The sequence below is a fragment of the Serratia surfactantfaciens genome, assembly GCF_001642805.2.
Classification (GTDB): Bacteria; Pseudomonadota; Gammaproteobacteria; order Enterobacterales; family Enterobacteriaceae; genus Serratia; species Serratia surfactantfaciens.
Genome location: NZ_CP016948.1, coordinates 2,994,882 through 3,018,386, shown reverse-complemented (window position 1 = coordinate 3,018,386; position 23,505 = coordinate 2,994,882). Strand labels below are relative to the sequence as shown.

The following is a 23,505-nucleotide window of genomic DNA, read 5'->3' as shown; positions in this document are numbered from 1 at the left end:
TTATTCGCGGTTGAGATTCAGCGTGACCGCCTCAGGCGTCCTTCCATCACGTAAAACGTCACAATTTGGCACGTTTGGCTACCTGAGGCGGTAATTGGCGACATAATCCTGTTTGTTCGCACCGAACAATGCATTAACATAACTCTCACTTATCTCTTGCATGGCTATATGGATATCCGATGCGTCACCTGGTTGCGCTTTTACCGCTGATTACCTTGCTTGCTGCCTGTAGCAGCACGCCGAAACCCAGTACCACCGCTACGCCGCAGAACGCCCCGGTAAAAGGCGGCTTTTTGCTGAGCCCGGCGCACAGCGGCGCGCCGCTGGGGGGGGATTTCGCCAATAACCCGAATACCGCGCGCTTTATCGATAAGATGGTGCAGGAACACGGCTTTGATCGGCAGCAGCTGCACGATGTGCTGGCGCAGGCCCGACGATTGGATTCGGTGCTGCGGCTGATGGACAGGCAAGCGCCGACGCCGTCTACCCAGGGGCCAACCGGGCCGAATGGCTCCTGGCTGCGCTATCGCAACAAATTTATTACGCCGGATAACGTGCAGAACGGCGTGGTGTTCTGGAACCAATATCAGGATGCGCTGCAGCGTGCCTGGCAGGTGTACGGCGTGCCGCCGGAGATCATCGTGGGGATTATCGGCGTGGAGACCCGCTGGGGCCGCGTAATGGGTAAAACCCGCATTATCGATGCGTTGGCGACGCTGGCCTTTGACTATCCGCGCCGCGCCGATTACTTCGCCGGTGAGCTGGAAACCTTCCTGCTGATGTCGCGCACCGAAGGCGACGATCCGCTCGAGCTGCGTGGCTCCTTCGCCGGCGCGATGGGCTACGGGCAGTTCATGCCTTCCTCCTTCAAAAGCTATGCGGTCGACTTTAACGGCGATGGTCATATCAACCTGTGGGATCCGGTCGATGCCATCGGCAGCGTGGCCAATTACTTCAAGGCGCACGGGTGGTCCAAAGGCGAACCGGTCGCCATCCAGGCCAACGGCCAGGCGCCGGGGCTGGAAAACGGCTTCAAGACTCGCTATTCGGTTGCCGCGCTGGCGGAAGCTGGCCTAAGCCCACAGGGTTCGCTCGGCGATAATCAGGAGGCCAGCCTGCTGCGGCTGGACGTTGGCACCGGCTACCAGTATTGGTACGGCTTGCCGAACTTCTACGTCATCACCCGCTATAACCACAGCACCCACTACGCCATGGCGGTGTGGCAGTTGGGCGAAGCGGTTGGGCGCTCGGCGCGCGGCGGTTTCTGACGCTGCTTCAATCAACGAAAAAGGCCGCTTGCGCGGCCTTTTTTACGTTCTGAGCAATCAGAAGTCGTAGCGCAGACGCACCACGGTCATATCGCCGAGGTTGTCGGTGCTCGATGTCAGCACATGCTCTACGTCAACGCGGAAGCCGTAGTCAAACTGCACGGTAACCCCGAGGCCGTTGTCGATGCGCTGGTAGTTGCGGCCGGTGACGTATTCCAGGCGATCGCCCATGAAGTACGGCATCACCGATTTCACCGCGTACTGACCAACCGGCACGGTATAACCGGCCAGGTACTCGATGCCCCACGCGTCGCCGGCGAAGTAATTGTTGATGTCGGCTTTCTTGGTGGTCAGGAAGTCGTGGTAGTAACCGCCGCCGAAGGTCAGCGTCCAGTTGTCCGGTTTCCAGCTGATGGCGGTGCCGACGATGTTCTGGTCGTAGCTTTTGCTGCCGCTGGTGGACGGGTTGCGCATTTCGGCGCGGGTGTAGTTCCAGGCGGTGCCCCAGGTCAGATCCTGAGTAATGTGGTAATCCACGCCCAGTGAGCCGCCGCCTTTGCGCTTATAGCGCAGGCCGTTGCCCGGCAGGTAGTCGCTGTCGCTGAACAGGTACGAAGCGTAAACGTCCGCATCGCCGAAGCTATTTTTGTACTTCAGCATTTTGCGTGAACGGTAAGAGCCGTCGTAGTCGCCGTTGATGCCGTTGCCCGGCGCCTGAGCCAGCATGTCGTAGTCCCAGATGTCGGTTTTGGCACCGACGACATCATAGTAAACGCTGTTCTGCTGGCCGAAGGTCATCTGTCCCCAGGTTTTGCTCTTCAGGCCGGTATACAGCATGCGGCGGCTGGTGTTTCGCGCGCCGTCGGCATAGTGATGATCCCAGTCAAACAGCGCCGGAATGTTCACACCCAGCTCGTAGTAGCTGATCCAGCTGATATCGTCGAACAGGTAGTAGTCCGCCGCGAAACGGAAACGGGTGCCGCCGTCGAAGCCGTTACGCTTGTAGGAGCCCTTGTCACCGTCGCCCGTCATGTTGTTGAACTGCGGACGGATGCTGCCGCCAACGGTGAAGTTCAGGCGGCTGAGCGGATCGCCGGCCTGCGGATCTTGCTTCAGCAGGGTGATTTCCGCCTGAGCGGCGAACGACGCACTGCCGATCGCCAGACCCAGCGCCACTGCCTGAGTCACTACGCGCAATTTCATTGCCATGTGTTATCCCTGTTTTATGTATGACCGCCCCCATCAGCGCCGCCATGCCGATGTTTTGCGCAAAAAGCTGCGTTTTTGCGCATTTTGACGGTGTTTTTTAGTGTTTTCGCGGCGGGCGGCATTTGTAACATAAACGACGAGATAAATAATTACTTTTCTTGCTAATTATTGGCCGGTTTTTGACCATTTCGTGCGGCGAAAACGGGCGCTATGCATGCCTCTCCGCTTGGATGAATTCATTTAACGCCAAGGTTTATATTTTTCATTTGTCAGCCACCGGCGCCTGCCTGTAATTTCAACCGTGCAAGAGATAATTGATTTTAGCCTGTCACCGCCGTATTAACGTTGACCTTTGGCTGCGTAATCGGTCGGGATAAATAAGCGATTGGGAGGTCGCCATGAGAAACCTGTTAATGTTGTTAGTGGGGTTGTTTTCATTACCGGCGATGGCGGCGGAGTCGCACGTTTGCCATTCTCAAGCTTATGATTATGCTGAGGTTAGCAAACTCAGGTTGTCCGACGATACCCTGTTTACCTGCCGCGGCGTGGGGCACCTGACGATCCCTGAACTGGCGCGTAAAGGATGGAAGGTGATTCATTTGGCGCAGCAAACCGAATATACCGACGCCGTAGACAGCGATGGTGAGGTTATTAAACTTTATCAGGAAATCGTGGTTTATAAAGAATAAGACGACGGCAGCCTGTTATTATTCCAACGGCGGCGAGAACTTATTATGAATGCAAGAATTGGTATCGACGGCAGAGCTGCCGCCGCCATGGTGATGCTATGCGCCATCTGGGGGATGCAGCAGGTGGCGATCAAGGCGGCAGAGTCGGACATGTCGGCGGTGCTGCAGATTGCCATTCGCTCGGGTCTCGCCGCGCTGGGGGTTTATCTGCTGGCGCGCTGCCGCGGCGAACGCTTCACCTGGGATCGCGCTACGCTGTGCGCCGGTTTGAGCGTGGGGGGATTGTTTGCGCTGGAGTTCTTTTTTGTCTCCGAGGGGCTGCGTTACACCAGTGCTTCACATATGGCGGTGTTTTTGTACACCGCGCCGCTGTTTTCCGCGCTTGGCCTGCATTTTCTTATTCATCAGGAGCGCCTGTCGCCGATGCAGTGGTTTGGCATGCTCATCGCCTTTGGCGGCGTGGTGCTGGCCATGTCGGGCATGGCCGTGGAAAGCGGCGGTGCCGAGCGGCTGAAAGGCGATCTCTACGGCCTGCTGGCGGGGATCGCCTGGGGCGGTTCTACTCTGGTGATTCGCACCACCCGTCTGGCGGAGTGCCCCGCCAAACAGACGCTGCTGTTTCAGTTGACGGGCGCCGGCGTGCTGCTGTCGCTGCTGGCGATAGCGACGGGCAATTTGCACGTCGTCATGAGCACGGTGGTCTGGAGCAGTTTGCTGTTCCAAACGGTGATCGTGTCGTTTTTCAGCTACCTGATCTGGTTTTCACTGTTGCGCCGCTATCAGGCTTCTTCGCTGGGCATTCTTACCTTTATGACCCCGGTATTCGGTATCCTGGCGGGTGTCGTCATTCTCGGCGAACCGCTGCAAATTGAGTTTGTATTGGGTGCTGTGCTGATCGTGCTGGGGCTAGTCGTGGTGAGTTGCTCATATCTTATTTATGTTGACCGAAGGGTGGCACCAAAAATATAAATTATGGATGTTGATGTACAGAACTACCAAATAAGCTGCGAAAGCCAATTCATTATTCAACTGCAAATATCTCGCTATGCCTGGGGCGTGCCGCTGATTACGCTCATCGATAACGGCGATTTGACCGTAATAAGAAGCCGAGGCTGGTCAAAGTTGGCTAACGGGATGGCGTTGGAAGTTTATTACTTTGCCAATAATTCCCTGCTGGCCTGGGATAAAAATCGGAAATACATCTCCTATTCAAAAGACGGGCGCATTTATGCCTGTGCGCTGCACTTCTCTTATTCCCCCAACATATGGAAATAAGCCTCTGGCCGTCAGGCCAGAGGAAAGGTCTTCATGATCCACTGTTTAAAGGCGAGGATTTTCGGCCACTGCCGTTCGGAGATGGTCGAGGTAAAATAGCAGTGCTCACAGGGCACGGTCATATTGCTGAACGGGATGATCAGCTCACCGCTTTTGATCCAATCCTGCACCAGATTGAGCCGCCCCATGGCGACGCCAAGGTGCCGCGTGGCGGCCAGCACCGCAAGATCGGAGCGGTCGAACTCCATGCTTTTGCTGTCGGTATCCAACCCCAGCGCAAAGTGTTGCGACCAGGTTTGCCATTCATCTTCGCCGGAATTGTAGCGATCGTGCAGCAACGTGCAGTGGGCCAGGTTTTCCGGCGCGTCGTACAGATTATGCGCGGCGGCGTACTGCGGGGTGCAGATCGGCACCATTGATTCCTGCATAAAGGCTTCGTCCAGATGCCGCCCAGAGGGCAGTTTGCCGAAGTACATCGCCAGGTCCACGCCACGGTTGGCCAGGTTGATGATCTCTTGCCCGGTCAGAATATTGAGGTGAATGGTGGGGTGTTGGGCGATAAAGTCGCCGATGCGCGGCAGCAGCAGACATTGCACCAGGGATGGGTGCGAGTAGAGCGTCAATGTCCCCGTCAACTCGCGATTTTTGATATCCAGAATTTCCTGATTCAAAGTGTTGAAGGAACTGTCCAGCGCCCATTGCATGCGCTCACCTTCCGGCGTCAGGGTAATTCTGCGATGAAAACGCTGGAATAGCAGAAAGCCCAACTCCTTTTCGAGCAAATTAATGCGATGGCTCACGGCGCTGGGGGTGATCGACAATTCTTGCGCCGCCAGCGCAAAAGATAAATGACGGGCGACGCATTCGAAAGTATGCAGCCGGGAAAATTGATAGCTGGTCAGCGGGGTGGCCCGTTGTGAATATTTTCTACTGGGGAACATGTTATTTCTCCGTGCGCGCAATGCAGCGATACTAACATTTAATGGAGAAAGGGATAAACCCAGGTTGGTGAATATATTCGGATGTTAAACTGACGATTTCAGTGATGCTGAGGGTAAGCTGATTTATTGCCTCATGACCGTAAATAACGGGCGGATGGCTTGGGGTGAGAAGACGATGAGCGTCGGGAATCGGTGAGTAAAATAACATGGCTGCGGTTAAGCGGCGACTAAATACGCCTATCTATGAGGGATATAGCGGCTTCACTATGATAATTCGGCGCACCCGCTGTGTTTGCTCTTTGGCCGAGAGGACCGGGCCTGATGGCTACCCACCGGGCCCGGCATTCAGTGAAAAGCGGTTTGCTCGTCGGCGCGCATCAACGGCGGCGCAGCAGCAGGCCGGTCAATAGGCCTGCGCCGGCAATCAAAGCCAACGCGACGATTGGGTTTTTCTTCATCATGCTGCCGGCACAGCTCAGGGCTTCGCCGTATTTTTCTTGCAGCGCGCCCGCTGCATAGCGCGTGGCGCCTTCGGCTTGCAAACGTTCGTTTCCGGTAACGTCGCCCGCCATTTCCTGCGCTTTGCCCGCCACTTTCTCTATCATGCCATCGGCTTTTTCGCTGTTCATTATGATGCGCTCCTAAGGTTCGATCCGTTTGGCTTCCGCACAGGGCGAAAGCTTGCATTTGCATTTCCATGTTATGCACTACATCGGGTGCCTATAAGGGGCGTTTGCATCGGTGCGGATAGTGCATTTGCAGGCTACTTGCTGTTCCTGGCGCTCGGCCCACCGGTAAACAGCCCGCGTTCTCTGGCCCAGACGATGGCTTCGCTGCGGCTATGCACACCCAGTTTGGAATAGACCGTCGCGACATGGTTGCGAATGGTGTTGAGCGCCAGATTGAGACGCGCCGCGATTTTCTTGTCCGGCAGCCCCTCGCAAATCAATTCCAGCACATCGCGCTCGCGCGGCGTGAGATCGCTGGCGTTAAATCTGGCCTGGTCGGGCCGGTTGATGCTTTTCACGTTAGCCAGTTTTTCGATCAGGGTTTGGCTGAACCAGGAAGCGTCCTGCATCACTTCTTCGATGGCGCTCACCAGCTCCAGCTCCGAGCGTTTGCGTTCGGTAATGTCCATCAAGACCAACAGATAACAGGGCGCATTGTGGATGCTGATGGCGTCCGCCGAGGCCACGCAGTCGATCAGCTCACTCCCTTTCTTGCGCACCTGGATGTCCAGCCCTTCGACGTTACCGCCTTTTTCCAGGGCGGCAAACAGCCGGCGGCTTGCCTCGGGATCGTCAATAAACTGGATCTCATCGACCGTCTTGCCGATCAAGGCTTCGGCCTCGTACTCGGTGGTGCGGGTGAAGGCTTCGTTGACATCCAGCACGCGCCGCTCGTCTGCGGTGCACAGTAGCGTTGGCACCGGGCTCAGGCGAAATGCCTTGGCGAATCGCTCTTCGCTTTCTCGCAGCGCCGATTCAGCCTGGCGTCGGGGTTCGAGATCGGTGAATGTGAACAGCATGCAATCGTCTTCATTGAAGTCCAATGGTTGGCCGGCAACCACCACCAGCTTGCTTCCGCCACCGGGCAGTTTCAGCTCGGCCTCCATCTGCGGAATGGTGGCGCCTTCTCCCAGGCGCTGTACCGCCAGCTCTTTGTGCTCCGCTTGTTCCAGGACATCCACTTCATAAACCGAACGGCCCATGACCTGTTCGCGTTGATAACCGGTCATATCCAGAAACCCTTGATTGACCTTGACGTAGCGCAGGTCGCTTAGCCGACAGATGACCGCCGGCGCCGGGTTGGCGTTGAAGGTTTTTTCAAAACGCTGCTCCGCGCTGGCCCACTCGGTAGCATCGCTCAGGATCAGCGCCAGCAGCTCCGGCTGCCCCTGCGGATCGGTGACGATCAGGCTCCGCAGGCGGTGCACCCAGAAGCTGTCCGGATCGTCTAACCGCCGAACTTCCACCACCACATCGGTAAAGGTCTCGCCATCGGCAACCCGGCTCAGCGGGTACTGTTCCAGCGCCAGCGGATGATTGTTGCGATAGCGCAGGGCAAAACGCGCCGCGTACTCGCCGGCATTGGCCCCCAGGGCTTTCTGATGACCCACGCCATGCATGGCGAGCGCGGCCTCGTTGGCCCAGAGAAGGGTTTGCTCGGTATCCGTCAGGATCACGCCGTCGGACAAGCCGGAGATGATTTGCTGCAGGTGGCCGCGCTGGGTTTCGCTGGCGAGGACGGATTGGCTCATGGATTCTCCGCTAGACAGAAGGGGGCGGCCTCTGGCGGGGGCCGCAGATTACGCTACTCGCTGAGCAGCTTAGTGCATAACGTGCGAATTCGCAGGGTGTGAATGCACTAGTCATTCTGGCGCAAATGAACCGGGACGGCCGACGACGCCGCGCGGCAGACTGAATTTGTCTGCGCGGTTATCCGCCGTGCGTGCAATCACTTGTCCAGAAAATATAAGGAACAACGATGACCACTGTCTATGAATCAAATCGCTTTGCGTTTCAGGTGTCATGGGGCTCGATATTGGCCGGGAGTGCCGTGGCGCTGGTGACTTATCTGATATTCAGCGTGCTGGGTACGGCTATTGGCGCTCAGGCCGTGGATATGATGCAACAGGGCAATCCGCTGAGCGGCTTTGGCACCGGCACCGGCATCTGGCTGCTGGTTTCAACGCTGGCGGCGCTGGCCGCTGGCGCGTTCGTCGCCGGGCGCACCGCGCCGAACCGCGGCGGCTTGCATGGCCTGCTGAGCTGGTCTATCACCACCTTGCTGACCACCTGGCTGATGGTTTCATTGGCAAGTGGCGTGGTTGGACTGGCGGGCAGCGCGGTGGGCAAGGGGCTTTCGCTGGCGGGCAGCGGCCTGGCGGCGGCGGCGCCAAACGTGGGCGAAGGCCTCAAGCAACAGCTGGATAAAAACGGCATCAGCCTGGACTGGGGAAGTCTGGAAAACCAGTTGAACGCCACGCTTAAGCAGACCGGTAAGCCGGAGTTGGATCCTGCACGGTTGGAACAGAAGGCCGATCGGGTGGCCGCTGACGGCAAACAATCAGCCATGGATGCCGCTGCCGATCCTGCGCAGGCCGCCACCGAGCTTAAGCAGTGGTTCGAACGCGTCAAACAGTCCGGAGAGCCGACGCTGAGCGCCGCCGATAAGAACGCGCTGGTGAATATCGTTGCCGCGCGCACCGGGAAGAGCCGCGACGAAGCGAGCCAAATCGTCGATAACTACGCTCAGGCTTACCAGCAGGCGGTGCAAAAAGTGGAAAAACTCAAGGCGCAGGCCGAACAAAAGGCGCGCGAAGCGGCCGATGAAGCGGCCAAACAGCTGTCTCGTGCCGCATGGGGCTCCCTGTTGGTGCTGCTGTTGGGCGCCGCGCTGAGCGCGGGCGTGGGGCGGATTGCTGAATCCACCCGTCGTACCGTCGCGGTAAGTTGAGATGAAGAAAAACCTGTCGTGCATCTCGCTGAATTATCGAAAAGTGGCGGGGGCGTCAGCCCCCGTGCTCGTCATCGATTTTTGCAACGAGAACAACGAGCGCTACACCTTGCGCTACAACCTGCCACCGGATACCCCGGAACGCACCGAACGACGGGTATCTTTGCTGCTGTATCTGTTGCGTAAACACCGATCGGCAGAGATCGATAACCTGACTGATTAATCCATTTGTTGAATGAAAAGCCCAGCCTCACGTGCTGGGCTTTTTGTTTGGGGCCGTAGGCCGTTCTGGCGACAAGGCACGGGGCGAGTCGGCTCGGTATTTTACCGGGGGAGAGGTGTGCGGTTCACGGGAGTGGACGTGGCTCCCTATGGGCGTGGTTTGTAAAACAGGGCATCGAGCAAGGTTGGTTAAAACATCCGTTTTCTCTGCGCTGGAACGATAAAAAAGAAATGTGCTATTGCGACGCGAGATTATTGAGAACAACGTTCAATTCCTGAGCTTACCTCTCTCGTTTTCTTTGACTGACGATCATCCTTTTACATATCGGCCGCAGTAATATTTATCGGCGGGCCAAACTATAAAATGCGTTTTCATTTGTGATGATGAAATTCCTATTCGGCCATGCAATCCGGCTGTAAAAAAACACTTTAAGGTAAAACAATTAACAAAAAGTGTGATTCCACCAGGTGTGGCAAGTGCATCTTTGATGAGTGCATTTTACATGGCTTGATTTTGTTTTATGGGTTTCCCATGGCGGGATTTATATAACATGATCATTTTCAGTTATTTATGCGATAGTTTTTCCTATGCCGTAAAAAATGAATTGGCAGGGTGATTTTTTTTAGGATTAATCTTAATGACTTGGTTTGTTTGGTTAACGATTTTAATAAAAAGGACGCAAATCTTATAAAGGCAAGGAGCACATATGGATTACAGAAAAGATATTCTTGTACAGGTGTTGGAGTATATGGAGAAGAATATTGTCGAGGGGCTGTCAGTTGAAAAGGTTTCCATTATTTCAGGCTACTCTAAATGGCATTTGCAACGGCTGTTTAAGCATTATTTTGGCATAACGCTCGGGACTTATATAAGGAATAGAAAACTGAGTCGCTCTGCTATTCTGCTCAAACAGCACCAAGGAAATATATTGGATGTTGCCCTGGCATCCGGGTTTGCCTCTCAGCAATGTTACACGCGGGCATTCAAACGTTTCTTTGGCGAAACGCCCAACAGCTTCAGGAACAGCAGGGGGTGGGATTTTTCCATGCAGATCCCGCCATATGGCAACGACAAGAAACCCTATTTCTACCACGCGGTCATGCCGGATGACATTGAGATGTTAAAGCATTACAAGGCACTGATTTTTCATTCTATAAGAAAATACAGAGATGCCAGTGACATTGCACAGACCAATGAGAAATGGTTAAGCAAGCAGCGAGGGGTGTGTAATGCCGAAAAGAACAGGAGCCATAAATGGCATTCCAGCAGCAAGGAATCAGAGGTTTTTCATTCTATTTTTAATTTTTATATCCCTATGGGTAGATATATTGTCATCCCCTTTATGGGGGAGTTGTCAGAGTACGTTAAATTTTTCGAAGGAATATACGACATCTATCTGCCGGCTATCAATGTCAAAATGCGGGAGAGCTTTTTTATCGAGTTATATAGACAAGATAATTTAAATGGTAATGTTATCAATGTCGATATACTTATTCCTGTAACCTAGTGATAAGGCAAGAAGACATCATGAATAGAGAAAAAAGCCTCGACCCGATTAATAAACGCCAACAGGTTCGCTTTATGCTACCTTTTACATTACCTGCGCCTGGCCGAACAAGGGTTGCCGGTTTAGGTCAGCAGGCCATTAAATTTACGGTGGTGTTAATTTTTTTCATGTTTTCAGGAAATGCGATGGCAAATAAGCAGGATCATCAGAAAATAGCGTTGGTCGGAACCTGGACCCATATTCCGGATGCGCCGGCGGTGCAGAAACCGGCGCATCCCAGTGAAGGGCTCTATCGCCTGGCGGTGAATGGCGACGGCACGTTAACGCCGCTCGATGTGATTAAGATGAAAAGCCCGTCGTGGATCGTAAAATCTCGCGATGGCCGTTTTGCCTATGTCACCAATGAAGAGGACGCGGGAACGGTGACCGCGTTGGCGATAGGCCAAGACGGCGCCGTCCGGGTACTGAATACGGTGAACAGTGCAGGCCGGCAGCCGACGCATGCCACACTCAGCCCGGATGGCCGGTATCTGTTTGTCGCCAACTACTCCGTCACTCAAGGTGGCGCGGGCGTGACGGCATTGCCGATTGGCGGCGACGGCAAGCTGGGTGAGTCCGTGCAGCATTATCCGTTTACATCAGGTTCCGGCGCCGTGCAGGGGCGTCAGGAAGGGGGCCATGCGCACTCCACCACCTTCAGCCGCGATGGCAACTATCTGTATGCGGCGGATCTTGGCGGGGACAAGCTGCACGCCTATCGCTACCGTTCGGATAGCGCGCAGCCGTTGCAGGCGGATGCCTCGCGCGATGTCAGCTTTGCACCCGGCGCCGGTCCACGGCACATGGTGTTCTCGCCGCAAGGCGAATATGCCTATGTCATCACCGAAATGGCGGGCGACATCGAGGCGTTTGCCGTCAACGACCATCGATTGACGCCGCTGGGGAAAGTGAAGCTGAACGGTGGGCAGGACTCGGCGGAATTTAAAAGCGGCGGAGCCATTATCCTTAGCCCGAGCGGAAAATATCTTATTGCCACCAATCGCGGCAGCGATAATCAACTGCTGGTATTAAGCATTGCCGAGAATGGTCTGCCAGGCGCGCCGGCGCGCTATCAAGCCGGCGGCATTGAACCGCGTGCGCTCGCGTTCGATGTCGGAGGCCGCTACCTCTATGCCACGAATGTGTTCACCAATACCGTGACCCTGTTCGATTTCGATGATGAGACGGGCAAGTTGCAGGCCAGGGGGGAGGCGGCGACGATCTCAACGCCGACGGATATCAAGTTTTTTAATTAACGCCAATCATAACGCGCGGGCAAACCGTGTCTGTACAGGGGAAAAGGGCGGATTGCGGGTGCAGATGATGGAGAATGGCTTGATAAGAAAGGATGGTGTCCCCGACTGGAATCGAACCAGTAACTAGCCCTTAGGAGGGGCTTGTTATATCCGTTTAACTACGGGGACGCTGCGGGTCGGCAACCGAAGCTGCCGGGGCATTATACCTTTTTTTACCCGCAGAATAAGCGCTTAGCGGCGCGTTTGCTCAATACCTCGCCAGTTCGCGCCGAAATTTCCTCGGCTAACCGACGGCGATCACGGTTTTTCCCCGCCGTGGCGCCGTTTTTCCTCTTGCAGGCGCGCCGCCTTATTTTTGGCGCTCAAATCGTTGCGGATTTGCGCATGGCTTATCAGCGCAAAGATAAAGGTGCCGCCGATGATATTGCCCGCCAGCGTCGGCAAGGCGAACGGATAAACGAATTCTCGCCAGCCAATCGCGCCGTTGAACACCAGATAGAGGATCTCTACCGAACCGACCACGATATGGGTCAAATCGCAAATCGCCACCAGATAGGTCATCAGCACGATCACCCAGATTTTCGCCGCGCCGGCGGCCGGGAACATCCATACCATGGTAGCGATGATCCAGCCGGCCAGAATGCCGTTGGCGAACATTTCTCCCGGCGTATGGCGTATCACCTCTTCGCCCAGGCTGATGAAGGCGCCGCGTGTTTCGGTGTCGAACAGCGGCATATGGGTAAACGCCAGCGCCGCCAGCCCGGTGCCGATCAGGTTGCCGAGCAGCACCACGCCCCACAGTCGCAGCAGGATCAGCAGGTTACGCGGCGTGGGTTTATGCATGACTGGCAACACTGCCGTGACGGTGTTTTCGGTAAACAGCTGCTGGCGCGCCATGATGACGATGATAAAACCGAAGGTGTAGCCGAGGTTCTCGATGAAAAAACGGCTGGGATCGTCCGGCAGACGGGCGTGGAAAATGCCTTTCGCCGCCAGCGAGGCGCCCATCGACAGCCCGGCGGCGACTGCCGACCACAGCAACGCCAGCCCGTCGCGCTCCAGCTCTTTTTCGCCCTCCATCCGGATCTGTTCATGTACCGCCGCCGCGCGCGACGGCAGATTCTCTTCCCTGACTTCGATTTCGCGCTTGCCCTGTTCCTGCTCTTCGCTCTCTACCTGCATCGTCTCATCCTGCTCGTGCTCCTGGCGCTGCTGTTCGTTCATGCTGTCGCTCCTGCTCAATAAGGGTGAGTTCACGTCATTAAGCGTAGCTGCCCGGCCTAAATGCGGCGAAATACAGAAAAAAGTAACAAGAGTTAAAATCCGCCGGTTTTTTCCACGCATTCTTGATCCTGCTCGCCATATTGTCCCGTTGGCGCGCCCGCCGCGGGCTGCGTGCGGGGAAAGGCTTATGCTATGATTCGCTATCCCAAAGAAAAATATGAGTTCCCCGATGCTGGAAGCCAAAAGTCTGAGTTGCGTGCGCGATGAGCGCATCCTGTTTAGCGAGCTAAGCTTTTCAGTTCAGCCGGGCGATATCATTCAGGTAGAAGGGCCGAACGGCGCGGGCAAGACCAGTCTGCTGCGCATTCTCGCCGGTCTGGCGCGGCCGGACGGCGGCGAGGTGTGCTGGCGCGGGCGCAGCACGTTGCGCGATCGTGCAGCCTACCAGCAAGACTTGTTGTTTATCGGCCACCAGCCCGGCATCAAGGCCGTATTGACGCCCTTCGAAAATCTGCAGTTTTATCAAGCGGTGCGCGGCGTCGCCGATCATCAGGCCATCTGGCGCGCGCTGGAGCAGGTGGGGCTGGTGGGTTACGAAGATCTGCCGGTGGCGCAGCTGTCGGCGGGGCAGCAGCGGCGCGTGGCGCTGGCGCGCCTGTGGCTGAGCGCGGCGCCGCTGTGGATCCTCGATGAGCCGCTAACGGCGATCGACAAACAGGGCGTGGCCGAGTTGATTAGCCTTTTTGAACAACATGCGCAGCGGGGCGGCATGGTATTGTTGACCACGCACCAGGATTTGGCCGGCGTCAGCCAAACGGTGGGCAGAATCCGGTTGGCGGAACACGACGCGGGGAGTTTGTGATGTTTTTGACCCTGCTGTGTCGCGAATTGAAAATCGCCTGCCGTAAAGGTTCGGAGATCGTCAACCCGCTGTGGTTTTTCCTGATCGTCATCACGCTGTTCCCGTTGGGGATTGGCCCTGAGCCGCAGTTGCTGGCGCGCATTGCGCCGGGCATCGTGTGGGTGGCGGCGCTGCTGGCCTCGCTGCTCTCGTTGGAGCGGCTGTTTCGCGACGATTTTCTCGACGGTTCGCTGGAGCAGCTGTTGCTGCTGCCGACGCCGCTGCCGATGACGGTGCTGGGCAAAGTGTGTGCTCACTGGGTGGTGACGGGATTACCGTTGCTGATCCTGTCGCCGCTGGTGGCGCTGCTGCTGTCGCTCGATATGCAGACCTGGCTGGCGGTGGCGGGGACGCTGCTGCTCGGCACGCCGACGCTGAGCCTGATAGGCGCTATCGGCGTGGGGTTGACCGTCGGTCTGCGCAAAGGGGGCGTGCTGCTCAGCCTGCTGGTGCTGCCGCTGTATATCCCGGTGCTGATCTTCGCCACCGGCGCGATCGACGCCGCCTCGATGGGCATGCCGATCGACGGTTATCTGGCTATACTCGGCGCGATGCTGGCGGGCAGCGTGACATTGGCACCGTTTGCCACCGCGGCGGCGCTGCGAGTGAGCGTGCACTAGCTAACTGATTGAATGAACAGACGGGGCAAGGCCGACAAGAGCGTACCCCGCAGAAGATTTTCGCCGTTTCGATCGCTCGGGGCGGCCGACGCACAAAAATTACCGTGAGCACTGACGACAATGTGGAAATGGTTACATCAACTGGCGCGGCCCGAGCGGCTGTATCACGTCTGCGGCCGCTTCATCCCCTGGCTGGGGCTGGCGGCGGCGGTTTGCCTGCTGTTCGGCTGGGCCTGGGGCTTTGGTTTCGCGCCGAAAGACTATCAACAGGGCGACAGCTTCCGCATCATTTATATTCACGTGCCGGCGGCCATGTGGTCGATGGGCATCTACGCCTCGATGGCGGTGGCGGCGTTTATCGGCCTGGTGTGGCAGATGAAAATGTCCGATACCGTGGTGGCGGCGATGGCGCCGATCGGCGCGGTGTTCACCTTTATTGCGTTGGTGACCGGCTCCGCCTGGGGCAAGCCGATGTGGGGCACCTGGTGGGTGTGGGACGCGCGTCTGACCTCCGAACTGGTGCTGCTGTTTCTCTATATGGGCGTCATCGCGCTGTATAACGCCTTCGAAGACCGCCGCCTGGCGGGCCGCGCCGCCGGCATTCTGGTGCTGGTGGGGGTGGTGAATATTCCGATCATCCATTTCTCCGTTGAATGGTGGAATACGCTGCATCAGGGCTCGACCAATATGCAGCAGTCCATCGCGCCGAGCATGCGCACCCCGCTGCGCTGGGCGATCCTCGGCTACCTGTTGCTGTTCGTCACGCTGACGCTGATGCGCCTGCGCAATCTGATCCTGTTCCAGGAGCGCCAGCGCCCGTGGGTCGCCGGGCTGGTGAATAAGGAGCGTCAGTCATGAACGCCGCGTTCGATTCCTGGTCGGCGTTTTTCGCCATGGGCGGCTACGCCTTCTATGTCTGGCTGGCGGTCGCCGCCACGCTGATTTCGCTGTTGGGGCTGGTGGCGCACACCGTCTGGCAGCGGCGGCAACTGCTCGTCGAGATCGGCCGGCGTCAGGCGCGCGAGCGGCGCATTCGCCATGCGCAACAATCAAAACAAAAATCCGCCGCACCGCGGGAGAAATCATTGTGAATCCACGTCGTAAAAGCCGCCTTTATCTGGCGATCGTTGTGCTGATCGGCATCGCGCTGACCGCGACCCTGATGCTGTACGCGCTGCGCTCCAACATCGATCTGTTCTACACCCCGGGGGAAATCCTGCAGGGCAAGGGCGAAAACCATGAGAAGCCCGAAGTCGGCCAGCGGCTGCGCATCGGCGGCATGGTGATGCCCGGCTCGGTGAAGCGCGATCCCAATACGCTGCAGGTCAGCTTCAAGATTTACGACGCGCGCGGCGCGATCGGCGTGACCTACACCGGCATTCTGCCGGATCTGTTCCGCGAAGGGCAGGGCGTGGTGGCGCAGGGCGTGCTGGGTGAGGGCAACGTGGTCAACGCGCGCGAAGTGTTGGCCAAACACGATGAGAAATACACCCCGCCGGAAGTGGCCGACGCGATGAAAGAGAACCACCAAGGGCCGGCGCAGGCGTATAGCGCGCCGCAGGCGGAGGGTGCCAAGTCATGATGCCGGAACTGGGCAGTTTTCTGCTGTGCCTGGCGCTGGCGATTGCGCTGCTGCTGAGCATTTACCCGCAGTGGGGCGCGGCGCGGCAGGACAGCCGCATGATGGCGGTGGCGCGGCCGCTGACCTACGGCATGTTCGCCGCGATTGCGCTGGCGTTCCTGTGCCTGGTGCACGCCTTCGTGGTCAACGATTTTACCGTCGCCTACGTGGCCACCAACTCCAATACCCAACTGCCGGTGTATTACCGCATCGCCGCCACCTGGGGGGCGCATGAAGGTTCGCTGCTGCTGTGGGTGCTGCTGCTGAGCTGTTGGTCGCTGGCGGTGGCGCTGTGCAGCCGGGCGATGCCGCAGGATGCGGTGGCGCGGGTGCTGTCGGTGATGGGGATGATCACCGCCGGTTTCCTGCTGTTCATCATCATGACCTCCAGCCCGTTCACCCGTACGCTGCCGAATTTTCCGATCGACGGCAGCGATCTCAACCCGCTGCTGCAGGATATCGGCCTGATCTTCCACCCGCCGCTGTTGTATATGGGCTATGTCGGCTTCTCGGTCGCCTTTGCGTTCGCCATCGCTTCGCTGATGGCAGGCCGGCTCGATACCGCCTGGGCGCGCTGGTCGCGCCCGTGGACCACCGCCGCCTGGGTGTTCCTCACGCTGGGCATCGTGCTCGGCTCGGCCTGGGCCTACTATGAGCTGGGTTGGGGCGGCTGGTGGTTCTGGGATCCGGTGGAAAACGCCTCCTTTATGCCGTGGCTGGCCGGCACCGCGCTGATGCATTCGCTGGCGGTGACCGAAAAACGCGGCACGTTCAAAGCCTGGACGGTGTTGCTGGCGATCACCGCCTTCTCGCTGTGCCTGCTGGGCACCTTCCTGGTGCGCTCAGGCGTGCTGGTCTCGGTGCACTCCTTCGCCTCCGATCCGGCGCGCGGCATGTTTATTCTCGCTTATCTGGTGATCGTGATCGGCGGCTCGCTGCTGTTGTACGCGGTCAAAGGCGGCCAGGTGCGCAGCCGGGTGCAGCACGAAACCTTCTCGCGCGAGACCTTTCTGCTGGGCAACAACGTGCTGCTGATCGCCGCCATGCTGGTGGTGCTGCTGGGCACGTTGCTGCCGCTGGTGCACAAACAGCTGGGGTTGGGCAGCATCTCGATCGGTGAGCCGTTCTTCAACACCATGTTCACCTGGCTGATGGCGCCGTTGGCGCTGCTGTTGGGCATCGGCCCGCTGGTGCGCTGGCGCCGCGATGAGCCGAGCAAGCTGTGGCGCCGCCTCGGCGTGGCGCTGTTGGCGACGCTGGTGCTGTCAATCCTGCTGCCGTGGCTGTTGCAGGACAGCATCGCCGGCATGACGGTGGTGGGCCTGATCATGGCGCTGTGGGTGATCATCCTGACGCTGATGGAGCTGCATGAGCGCGCCACCCATCGTCACGGTTTCTGGCGCGGCCTGCGTCAGCTGTCCCGCAGCCACTGGGGCATGGTGCTCGGCCACCTCGGCGTGGCGGTGACGGTGATCGGCATCGCCTTCAGCCAGAATTACAGCGTGGAGCGCGACGTGCGGATGAAGGCCGGCGACAGCGTGGATATCCACAACTATCACTTCGTGTTCCGCGACGTGCACGACATCCGCGGCCCGAACTACAGCGGCGGCGTCGGTATCATCGACGTCACGCGCAACGGCAAGCCAGAGGCGACGCTGCGCGCAGAGAAACGCTACTACAGCGTGGCGCGCAGCATGATGACCGAGGCGGCGATCGACGGCGGTTTCAGCCGCGATCTGTACGCGGCGCTGGGCGAGGAGCTGGAAGACGGCTCCTGGGCGGTGCGTCTGTATTACAAACCTTTCGTGCGCTGGATCTGGTTCGGCGGCGTCTTTATGGCGATCGGCGGCCTGCTGTGCATTCTCGATCCGCGTTACCGCATGAGTAAAAAGCTCAAACGCGAAGGCAAGCTGGAGGCGCAACCATGAAGCGTAAGCTGCTGTTTATCCCCCTGGTGCTGTTTCTGCTGCTGGTGGCGGCGCTGATGGTGCAGCTGACGCGCAACGCCGGCGGCGAAGATCCGACCATGCTGGAATCGGCGCTGATCGGCAAGCCGGTGCCGACCTTCAGGCTGGAATCTCTGGATCAGCCAGGCAAAACCTACGATCAGGCGGTGCTGCGCGACGGTAAGCCGATATTGCTCAACGTCTGGGCCACCTGGTGCCCGACCTGCCGCGCGGAGCACCAGTACCTCAATACGCTGGCGGCGCGCGGTGTACGGGTGGTCGGCTTGAATTACAAAGACGATCGCGCCAAGGCGGTGATCTGGCTCAATTCCCTCGGCAATCCCTATGCCCTCAGCCTGTATGACGGCGACGGCATGCTGGGCTTGGATCTCGGGGTGTACGGCGCGCCTGAGACCTTCCTTATCGACGGCCAGGGGATTATTCGCTATCGCCACGCCGGCGACATGAACGAGCGCGTCTGGCAGCAGGAAGTGTTGCCGCTGTATAAAAAATACGGGGGTGAAGCATGAGGCTGATTGTCCTGCTGTGCGCCGCGTTGCTGAGCTGGAGCGCCGCTGCGGCGATCGATACCTATCGCTTTAACTCCGTCGAGCAGGAGCAGCAGTATCGCGAGTTGACCGAACAACTGCGCTGCCCGAAATGCCAAAACAACAGCATTGCCGATTCCAACGCCATCATCGCCGCCGACATGCGCACCAAGGTGTATGAGCTGATGATGCAGGGGCAAAGTAAGCAGCAGATCATCGATTACATGGTGGCGCGTTACGGCAACTTCGTCACCTACGAACCGCCGGTAACGCCGGCGACGCTGATCTTGTGGATCGGCCCGCTGCTGTTTGTGTTGATCGGCGGGGCGGTGGTGATCCTGCGCACCCGTCGCCGGCCCGGTGCAGCGGCAGACGATGAATTCTCCGAACGGGAACGGCAGCGCCTGGCGGCGCTGTTGCAAGAGACTGACAGGAAGAAACCCTAATGGCTTTTTGGCTGATTATTTGCGCGTTGCTGGCCGGCGCCGCAGCAACGCTGGTGGTGCCGGCGATGCGCCGCGGCAAGCAGAGCGCCGCCACGCGCGATGCGTTGAACAAGGCGTTTTATCAGGATCGCCTCAGCGAACTGGAGCAGGATGAGCAGCAGGGTGTAGTGGCCGAGCGCCCGGAGCTGGTGAAAGAGCTGCAGCAGAACCTGTTGTACGACATTCCCGCCGAGCAGCAAGCGCTGCAGGCGAAGCCGATCAACCGCTGGGCGCTGGTGCCGGGCGTGCTGTTATTGTTGGTGGTGACGGTTGGCTTTTATCTGAAAACCGGCGGGCTGGCGCAGGTGCTGGATTGGCGTCTGGTGCAGGCGCAAATGCCGGAATTGCGCGAGCGCGTCGCCAATGAACGCGCCAAACCGCTGAGCATGGAAGAGATCGCCCGTCTTGGGCTGGGGCTGCGCACCGAGCTGCAGCAGGACGATCGCAACATCAACGACTGGATGATGCTGGGGCGCGTCGGTATGGCGCTGAACAACGCCACCACCGCCACGCAGGCATTTGCCCATGCTTATCAATTGGATCCGAATAGTCTGGAAGTGCGGCTCGGCTATGCCGAGGTCTTGACTCGCTCCAACGATCCGGAGGATAACAAGCAGGCGACGAAGCTGTTGCGGCGCATGCTCGCGGAAAATCACAGCGATCCGCGGGTGCTGAGCCTGCTGGCGTTCAATGCCTTCGAACAGGGCGATTTCAAGCAGGCGATCGGCGCCTGGCAGGTGATGTTGCAGCTTCTGCCGGCCAACGATCCGCGCGCGGAAGTGATAAAGCGCAGCATTGCACAAGCAAAAGCCCAGGCAGGCGGAGAAACTGTTAAACTGAATGTGACCGTTTCGCTGTCACCGCAGGCGGCGAAAGCCATGCCGCCGCAGGGCACGCTGGTCATCTCGGTCACCGACGGCGTCAGCCCGGTGCCGGTGGCGGTAAAACAATTGCCGCTGAGCCGTTTTCCGCTGTCTTTCTCTCTGGATGACAGCAACGCCATGATGCCCGAGCGTCTACTCTCGGCGCAGCATCAGGTGCAGGTGCGTGTGCGCCTCTCACAGGACGGATTGGCCACGCCGCAGCCGGGAGACTGGTTCGGCGAAAGCTCGCTGCAGACATTCAGCGGTAAAGAGCAGGTTAGCGTTCAGATAAACAAGCAGGTCCCTGAAAAATAAGACCGAACGTGTTTTTATGGAGAAAAATATGAATTTTCGCCTGACTGGGGTGGCATTCGCAACGGTATTACTGGTGGGCTGTGCCAGCGCGCCAGACAACGAGCCGCAAGGGCGTTCCGATCCGCTGGAAGGATTTAACCGGACGATGTTCGACTTCAACTACAACGTCCTGGATCCTTATATCCTGCGCCCGGTCGCGGTGGCGTGGCGCGACTATGTGCCGATGCCGGCGCGTAACGGCATCAGCAACTTCACCTCCAACCTGGAAGAACCGGCCAGCATGGTCAACGCCTTCCTGAAGGGCGATCCTTACCGTGGGATGATCCACTTCAACCGTTTCTTCCTGAATACCCTGCTTGGCATGGGCGGCCTGATCGACGTGGCCGGCATGGCCAACCCGAAACTGGCGCGCGAAGAGCCGAACCGTTTCGGTAGCACCTTGGGCCATTACGATGTGGGTTACGGTCCGTATGTGATGTTGCCTGGCTATGGCAGCTTCACGCTGCGTGAAGACGGCGGTGATTTTGCGGATACGCTGTATCCGATGCTGAGCTACCTGACCTTCTGGATGTCGGCGGGCAAATGGGTGGTCGAGGGTATCGAAACCCGCGCCCAACTGCTGGATTCCGACGGCCTGCTGCGCAACTCCTCCGATCCTTATGTCATGGTGCGCGAGGCTTACTTCCAGCGCCACGATTTCATCGCTAACGGCGGTTCGCTCAAGCCGGAAGAGAACCCGAACGCCAAGGCGATTCAGGGCGAGTTGGACGAGATCGACTCGCAGTAATCTCTGGCCTTATGCCAAAGAAAACCCGCCATCAGGCGGGTTTTTTATGCCGCGAGCGGCAGGCAAAGAAAAAGCGCCCCGTAGAGCGCTTTGGCATCTTTCTCAAGCGAGATTAGAAGCGGTAGTTGAAGTTGGCGCCGTACAGCCAGGCCTTGCCCACCGAGTTGAAGGTGTAAGGGCCTTCGTTGATGGTGACTTTCTGGCCGTGCATGTAGGACACGCCGACGTCAACCGAAGCGTCTTTGTTGAACGCATAAGAGGTACCTGCGCTGACCCAGAAGCGGTCCTGATCCGGAATGGAGATGGAACGGTTCTGTGCCGGCACCGGGCTGTCATCGAAGGCAACGCCGCCGCGGAAGGTCCAGTTGTCGTCGTAGAAGTAAGTGGTACCCAGCGCGATGCGGTAAGCGTCGCGGAAGCCTTCATGCTTCTGGAACAGCGTTTGACCGTTGCTGCCGGTGGCTCTCAGCTCTTGGAACTGACTCCAGCTGGTGTAGGCCAGGCTGTAGTGGATGGCCCACTGCGGTGCCACTTTGTTGTAACCGGACAGTTCCCACATTTCCGGCAGGTTCAGATCCAGAGAACCTGGGATGGTGCTGCCGCTGGTGCCCCACGGTAAGCCCACGCCCAGCGCCTGGGTAATTGGGTTGTACTGTGCCGGCAGGCTGCTCTTGTAGTCACCGTCGAACTTGATTTTCACTTCAGAGCGATAGGTGAAGCCGTAACGGTTGTTTTCATCCACTTCGTACAGCAGGCCGGCGTTCCAGCCGAAGCCCCATTTATCGCCTTTCAGGTGAGAAATCTGGGTGTCGCCAGGGATTTGAGCGATCATCCCGGCTTGCTGAGGCGTTAATTTACCGGTTTGCAGGCCTTGACCGGCAAGCAGCTTCGGCAATTCACCAGCGTAGCGTTCCAGTTTGGCTCTGGCGTAGACGGCATCAAAGCCCAGGCCGAAGCTGAAATGTTGATCCAGGCGGTAAGCGCCGCTCAGGTTCAGGTTCAGGGTTTCCAGATCGGTTTTACCGCCGTAAGCGCCCGCGGTGTAGCCGTCGTTGAATTCGGTCGCCAGGCCGTAGTTGCTGGTGACAGAGCCGCCTACGGCGAACTGATCGTTAATCGGGTGAACGTAATGCAGGTTCGGCACCCAGGCGGTTGGCGCGATGTTTTTCGCATCCAGGCTGGCACCGGAAGGAGATTTGCCGGTGATGTCTACGTCTGGATCGATGAAGACCGCGCCGATGGAGAGTTCCGGGCGGGTATACATCATCAACAATGCCGGGTTGCGGCTCGCGGAGGCCGCCGTATCCGCCATGGCGCCTTCGCCAGAATACGAACGTCCTAAACCAGCTGCTGAGAACTCGTTCAGCTGGAATCCTGCGGCAGACACGTTTGAAGAAATAATTGCCACTGCAGCTGCGAGAGCTGATTTAGTCAATAGGTTTTTCTGGCTCATGACCAAAACCTCATTATGTGTTTATTATTTAAACTATTGTTACACGAAGTAACAAGGAGCGCGGGATTGTAGGGTCCGTTATCGTTCAGACAAATCAGACCAGTGGCTGAAGTATAGGTCTGACCTGTGAAGATGTTGCAAGTTTGTTTTTGAAATATTTCTAACCTGATATCAAAAAAGAGATCCGCTTAACAAAAAGCCAGCGGTAAATAACAAAATTCTTACTATTCCTTAGCAGACGCTCATTTTTATTTGTGATTTCCATCACTTAAAACACCCAGTAAAAGTAAGTGCTAGTGATTGCCTGCGCGGAGGAGTAAAATACCCGCAGAATTTTGTGGCTTTGTGCCGGTGAGTAAAACGGCAATTTGGGCTGATAACAGAGGCCCTTGAGGAGAACCAATCATGTCAGATGCAATTAATAAATGCAGCGCCCAGGAAACCGCAGCCTGCTGCTGTGTGGATGTCGGCACCGTGATGGATAATACCGATTGCACCGCATCCTACAGCCAAGTGTTCAGCAATCAACAAGATGCGGAGGCGATGTTGGCGGCCCTGAGCGAAAAGGCGCACGCGGTCGAATCCGACCCTTGTGACATCAGCAGTAGCATTAAACCGGTTGACGGCGGCGTGCAGTTGGAGGCCGATTTCACCTTCGCCTGCCAGGCGGAAACCCTGATCTTCCAGCTCGGCCTGCGTTAATCCCGCTTTACCCCCGGCGCCGCCTGTTGCGCGCCGGGGATTTCCTTTCCCGTATCCCCTCCTGTAGAAAGTGCGCCTGCTCGCAGTTTTGATCTCTGCCGGTTTGCCAAATGTAACCGTTTGGTTAACAATGACCTCATCAGGTCAGACCTCTTTCTGCCCATTGCGCTGACG

25 protein-coding genes and 1 tRNA gene are annotated in these 23,505 nt (G+C 57.7%); 19 read left to right on the top strand and 7 right to left on the bottom strand.

Annotation, left to right across the window (positions count from 1 at the left end):
* Nucleotides 1–179: 179 nt before the first annotated feature.
* Entirely contained in the window at nt 180–1,268 is a 1,089-nt protein-coding gene (mltB, locus tag ATE40_RS14185; RefSeq protein ID WP_019453804.1) for a lytic murein transglycosylase B, read from the top strand.
* A 57-nt stretch (nt 1,269–1,325) separates the two neighbouring features.
* On the opposite strand, the gene ATE40_RS14180 is transcribed toward mltB, so the two are convergent.
* Entirely contained in the window at nt 1,326–2,471 is a 1,146-nt protein-coding gene (locus ATE40_RS14180) for a porin (RefSeq protein ID WP_019453803.1), read from the bottom strand.
* A gap of 404 nt (nt 2,472–2,875) precedes the next feature.
* On the opposite strand from ATE40_RS14180, the gene ATE40_RS14175 reads away from it, so the two are divergent.
* From ATE40_RS14175 to ATE40_RS14165, 3 genes are read left to right on the top strand one after another with little or no spacing between them, the layout of a single operon-like run.
* Complete coding sequence (locus ATE40_RS14175) at nt 2,876–3,166, top strand: hypothetical protein (RefSeq protein WP_025160153.1); 291 nt, start codon at nt 2,876–2,878, stop codon at nt 3,164–3,166.
* Between the two features lie 45 nt (nt 3,167–3,211).
* Complete coding sequence (locus tag ATE40_RS14170) at nt 3,212–4,135, top strand: DMT family transporter (protein ID WP_063919807.1); 924 nt, start codon at nt 3,212–3,214, stop codon at nt 4,133–4,135.
* A 3-nt stretch (nt 4,136–4,138) separates the two neighbouring features.
* The gene (locus tag ATE40_RS14165; RefSeq protein ID WP_019453800.1) at nt 4,139–4,441 is read left to right on the top strand and encodes a hypothetical protein; all 303 of its coding nucleotides are present in this window, start codon (nt 4,139–4,141) and stop codon (nt 4,439–4,441) included.
* Between the two features lie 11 nt (nt 4,442–4,452).
* Here ATE40_RS14165 and dsdC read toward each other — a convergent pair whose 3' ends face one another.
* From dsdC to ATE40_RS14150, 3 genes are all read right to left on the bottom strand, one after another.
* Nucleotides 4,453–5,382: a DNA-binding transcriptional regulator DsdC gene (dsdC, locus tag ATE40_RS14160; protein WP_019453799.1), complete on the bottom strand. Its 930-nt coding sequence runs from the start codon at nt 5,380–5,382 to the stop codon at nt 4,453–4,455.
* Between the two features lie 377 nt (nt 5,383–5,759).
* A complete protein-coding gene (locus ATE40_RS14155) occupies nt 5,760–6,011 on the bottom strand; it encodes a CsbD family protein (protein WP_019453798.1) in 252 nt (83 codons plus the stop codon).
* A 134-nt stretch (nt 6,012–6,145) separates the two neighbouring features.
* Nucleotides 6,146–7,642 carry a helix-turn-helix transcriptional regulator gene (locus tag ATE40_RS14150; RefSeq protein WP_019453797.1) on the bottom strand — a complete coding sequence of 499 codons (1,497 nt, stop codon included), beginning with the start codon at nt 7,640–7,642 and terminating at the stop codon, nt 6,146–6,148.
* A gap of 227 nt (nt 7,643–7,869) precedes the next feature.
* Between ATE40_RS14150 and ATE40_RS14145 the strand changes: the two genes are divergently transcribed.
* From ATE40_RS14145 to ATE40_RS14130, 4 genes are all read left to right on the top strand, one after another.
* Nucleotides 7,870–8,841, top strand: coding sequence for a hypothetical protein (locus tag ATE40_RS14145; RefSeq protein ID WP_063919806.1), 972 nt, complete (start codon nt 7,870–7,872; stop codon nt 8,839–8,841).
* Between the two features lies 1 nt (nt 8,842).
* Nucleotides 8,843–9,064, top strand: coding sequence for a hypothetical protein (locus ATE40_RS14140; RefSeq protein WP_019453795.1), 222 nt, complete (start codon nt 8,843–8,845; stop codon nt 9,062–9,064).
* A 706-nt stretch (nt 9,065–9,770) separates the two neighbouring features.
* Nucleotides 9,771–10,571 (top strand): helix-turn-helix domain-containing protein, encoded by an 801-nt coding sequence (locus tag ATE40_RS14135; protein WP_063919805.1) that lies wholly within the window; start codon nt 9,771–9,773, stop codon nt 10,569–10,571.
* A 20-nt stretch (nt 10,572–10,591) separates the two neighbouring features.
* Complete coding sequence (locus tag ATE40_RS14130; RefSeq protein WP_244889046.1) at nt 10,592–11,866, top strand: lactonase family protein; 1,275 nt, start codon at nt 10,592–10,594, stop codon at nt 11,864–11,866.
* A 93-nt stretch (nt 11,867–11,959) separates the two neighbouring features.
* On the opposite strand, the gene ATE40_RS14125 is transcribed toward ATE40_RS14130, so the two are convergent.
* Both ATE40_RS14125 and ATE40_RS14120 read right to left on the bottom strand, forming a co-directional pair.
* Nucleotides 11,960–12,034 (bottom strand) — tRNA-Arg (locus ATE40_RS14125).
* A 129-nt stretch (nt 12,035–12,163) separates the two neighbouring features.
* Nucleotides 12,164–13,090, bottom strand: coding sequence for a formate/nitrite transporter family protein (locus tag ATE40_RS14120; RefSeq protein ID WP_019453792.1), 927 nt, complete (start codon nt 13,088–13,090; stop codon nt 12,164–12,166).
* Between the two features lie 229 nt (nt 13,091–13,319).
* Here ATE40_RS14120 and ccmA point away from each other — a divergent pair, with 229 nt between their 5' ends.
* The 10 genes from ccmA to mlaA all read left to right on the top strand — a co-directional run bounded on the left by ccmA (nt 13,320) and on the right by mlaA (nt 21,176).
* Nucleotides 13,320–13,952 (top strand): cytochrome c biogenesis heme-transporting ATPase CcmA, encoded by a 633-nt coding sequence (gene ccmA / locus ATE40_RS14115; protein ID WP_063919803.1) that lies wholly within the window; start codon nt 13,320–13,322, stop codon nt 13,950–13,952.
* On the top strand, nt 13,952–14,611 hold the full coding sequence (gene ccmB, locus ATE40_RS14110) for a heme exporter protein CcmB (protein ID WP_063919802.1): 660 nt from the start codon (nt 13,952–13,954) through the stop codon (nt 14,609–14,611). The genes ccmA and ccmB overlap by 1 nt, the downstream gene beginning before the upstream one ends.
* 120 nt (nt 14,612–14,731) lie before the next feature.
* Nucleotides 14,732–15,469: a heme ABC transporter permease gene (locus ATE40_RS14105; RefSeq protein ID WP_063919801.1), complete on the top strand. Its 738-nt coding sequence runs from the start codon at nt 14,732–14,734 to the stop codon at nt 15,467–15,469.
* The gene (gene ccmD / locus ATE40_RS14100) at nt 15,466–15,702 is read left to right on the top strand and encodes a heme exporter protein CcmD (protein WP_063919800.1); all 237 of its coding nucleotides are present in this window, start codon (nt 15,466–15,468) and stop codon (nt 15,700–15,702) included. The genes ATE40_RS14105 and ccmD overlap by 4 nt, the downstream gene beginning before the upstream one ends.
* Nucleotides 15,699–16,193 (top strand): cytochrome c maturation protein CcmE, encoded by a 495-nt coding sequence (gene ccmE, locus ATE40_RS14095; RefSeq protein WP_019453788.1) that lies wholly within the window; start codon nt 15,699–15,701, stop codon nt 16,191–16,193. The genes ccmD and ccmE overlap by 4 nt, the downstream gene beginning before the upstream one ends.
* On the top strand, nt 16,190–18,160 hold the full coding sequence (locus tag ATE40_RS14090) for a heme lyase CcmF/NrfE family subunit (RefSeq protein WP_063919799.1): 1,971 nt from the start codon (nt 16,190–16,192) through the stop codon (nt 18,158–18,160). The genes ccmE and ATE40_RS14090 overlap by 4 nt, the downstream gene beginning before the upstream one ends.
* Nucleotides 18,157–18,708: a DsbE family thiol:disulfide interchange protein gene (locus ATE40_RS14085; protein WP_019453786.1), complete on the top strand. Its 552-nt coding sequence runs from the start codon at nt 18,157–18,159 to the stop codon at nt 18,706–18,708. The genes ATE40_RS14090 and ATE40_RS14085 overlap by 4 nt, the downstream gene beginning before the upstream one ends.
* A complete protein-coding gene (locus tag ATE40_RS14080; RefSeq protein WP_019453785.1) occupies nt 18,705–19,172 on the top strand; it encodes a cytochrome c-type biogenesis protein in 468 nt (155 codons plus the stop codon). Before ATE40_RS14085 ends, ATE40_RS14080 begins: the two co-directional genes overlap by 4 nt.
* The gene (ccmI, locus tag ATE40_RS14075; protein WP_063919798.1) at nt 19,172–20,389 is read left to right on the top strand and encodes a c-type cytochrome biogenesis protein CcmI; all 1,218 of its coding nucleotides are present in this window, start codon (nt 19,172–19,174) and stop codon (nt 20,387–20,389) included. Before ATE40_RS14080 ends, ccmI begins: the two co-directional genes overlap by 1 nt.
* Nucleotides 20,390–20,417: 28 nt before the next feature.
* Nucleotides 20,418–21,176 carry a phospholipid-binding lipoprotein MlaA gene (gene mlaA, locus ATE40_RS14070; protein WP_019453783.1) on the top strand — a complete coding sequence of 253 codons (759 nt, stop codon included), beginning with the start codon at nt 20,418–20,420 and terminating at the stop codon, nt 21,174–21,176.
* A gap of 112 nt (nt 21,177–21,288) precedes the next feature.
* Here mlaA and fadL read toward each other — a convergent pair whose 3' ends face one another.
* Complete coding sequence (fadL, locus tag ATE40_RS14065; RefSeq protein ID WP_025160155.1) at nt 21,289–22,629, bottom strand: long-chain fatty acid transporter FadL; 1,341 nt, start codon at nt 22,627–22,629, stop codon at nt 21,289–21,291.
* 405 nt (nt 22,630–23,034) lie between these two features.
* On the opposite strand from fadL, the gene ATE40_RS14060 reads away from it, so the two are divergent.
* Nucleotides 23,035–23,331: a YfcZ/YiiS family protein gene (locus ATE40_RS14060; protein ID WP_019453781.1), complete on the top strand. Its 297-nt coding sequence runs from the start codon at nt 23,035–23,037 to the stop codon at nt 23,329–23,331.
* Nucleotides 23,332–23,505: the final 174 nt, after the last annotated feature.

Coding starts and splice junctions, on each gene's coding strand:
- ATE40_RS14105 (WP_063919801.1), top strand. CDS start 14,732: ATGTGGAAATGGTTACATCAACTGGCGCGGCCCGAGCGGCTGTATCAC.
- mltB (WP_019453804.1), top strand. CDS start 180: ATGCGTCACCTGGTTGCGCTTTTACCGCTGATTACCTTGCTTGCTGCC.
- ATE40_RS14085 (WP_019453786.1), top strand. CDS start 18,157: ATGAAGCGTAAGCTGCTGTTTATCCCCCTGGTGCTGTTTCTGCTGCTG.
- ATE40_RS14155 (WP_019453798.1), bottom strand. CDS start 6,011: ATGAACAGCGAAAAAGCCGATGGCATGATAGAGAAAGTGGCGGGCAAA.
- ATE40_RS14090 (WP_063919799.1), top strand. CDS start 16,190: ATGATGCCGGAACTGGGCAGTTTTCTGCTGTGCCTGGCGCTGGCGATT.
- ccmI (WP_063919798.1), top strand. CDS start 19,172: ATGGCTTTTTGGCTGATTATTTGCGCGTTGCTGGCCGGCGCCGCAGCA.
- ccmB (WP_063919802.1), top strand. CDS start 13,952: ATGTTTTTGACCCTGCTGTGTCGCGAATTGAAAATCGCCTGCCGTAAA.
- ATE40_RS14140 (WP_019453795.1), top strand. CDS start 8,843: ATGAAGAAAAACCTGTCGTGCATCTCGCTGAATTATCGAAAAGTGGCG.
- ATE40_RS14150 (WP_019453797.1), bottom strand. CDS start 7,642: ATGAGCCAATCCGTCCTCGCCAGCGAAACCCAGCGCGGCCACCTGCAG.
- ATE40_RS14060 (WP_019453781.1), top strand. CDS start 23,035: ATGTCAGATGCAATTAATAAATGCAGCGCCCAGGAAACCGCAGCCTGC.
- dsdC (WP_019453799.1), bottom strand. CDS start 5,382: ATGTTCCCCAGTAGAAAATATTCACAACGGGCCACCCCGCTGACCAGC.
- ccmD (WP_063919800.1), top strand. CDS start 15,466: ATGAACGCCGCGTTCGATTCCTGGTCGGCGTTTTTCGCCATGGGCGGC.
- ATE40_RS14135 (WP_063919805.1), top strand. CDS start 9,771: ATGGATTACAGAAAAGATATTCTTGTACAGGTGTTGGAGTATATGGAG.
- ccmA (WP_063919803.1), top strand. CDS start 13,320: ATGCTGGAAGCCAAAAGTCTGAGTTGCGTGCGCGATGAGCGCATCCTG.
- ATE40_RS14145 (WP_063919806.1), top strand. CDS start 7,870: ATGACCACTGTCTATGAATCAAATCGCTTTGCGTTTCAGGTGTCATGG.
- ATE40_RS14180 (WP_019453803.1), bottom strand. CDS start 2,471: ATGAAATTGCGCGTAGTGACTCAGGCAGTGGCGCTGGGTCTGGCGATC.
- ATE40_RS14165 (WP_019453800.1), top strand. CDS start 4,139: ATGGATGTTGATGTACAGAACTACCAAATAAGCTGCGAAAGCCAATTC.
- mlaA (WP_019453783.1), top strand. CDS start 20,418: ATGAATTTTCGCCTGACTGGGGTGGCATTCGCAACGGTATTACTGGTG.
- fadL (WP_025160155.1), bottom strand. CDS start 22,629: ATGAGCCAGAAAAACCTATTGACTAAATCAGCTCTCGCAGCTGCAGTG.
- ATE40_RS14120 (WP_019453792.1), bottom strand. CDS start 13,090: ATGAACGAACAGCAGCGCCAGGAGCACGAGCAGGATGAGACGATGCAG.
- ATE40_RS14175 (WP_025160153.1), top strand. CDS start 2,876: ATGAGAAACCTGTTAATGTTGTTAGTGGGGTTGTTTTCATTACCGGCG.
- ATE40_RS14170 (WP_063919807.1), top strand. CDS start 3,212: ATGAATGCAAGAATTGGTATCGACGGCAGAGCTGCCGCCGCCATGGTG.
- ATE40_RS14080 (WP_019453785.1), top strand. CDS start 18,705: ATGAGGCTGATTGTCCTGCTGTGCGCCGCGTTGCTGAGCTGGAGCGCC.
- ATE40_RS14130 (WP_244889046.1), top strand. CDS start 10,592: ATGAATAGAGAAAAAAGCCTCGACCCGATTAATAAACGCCAACAGGTT.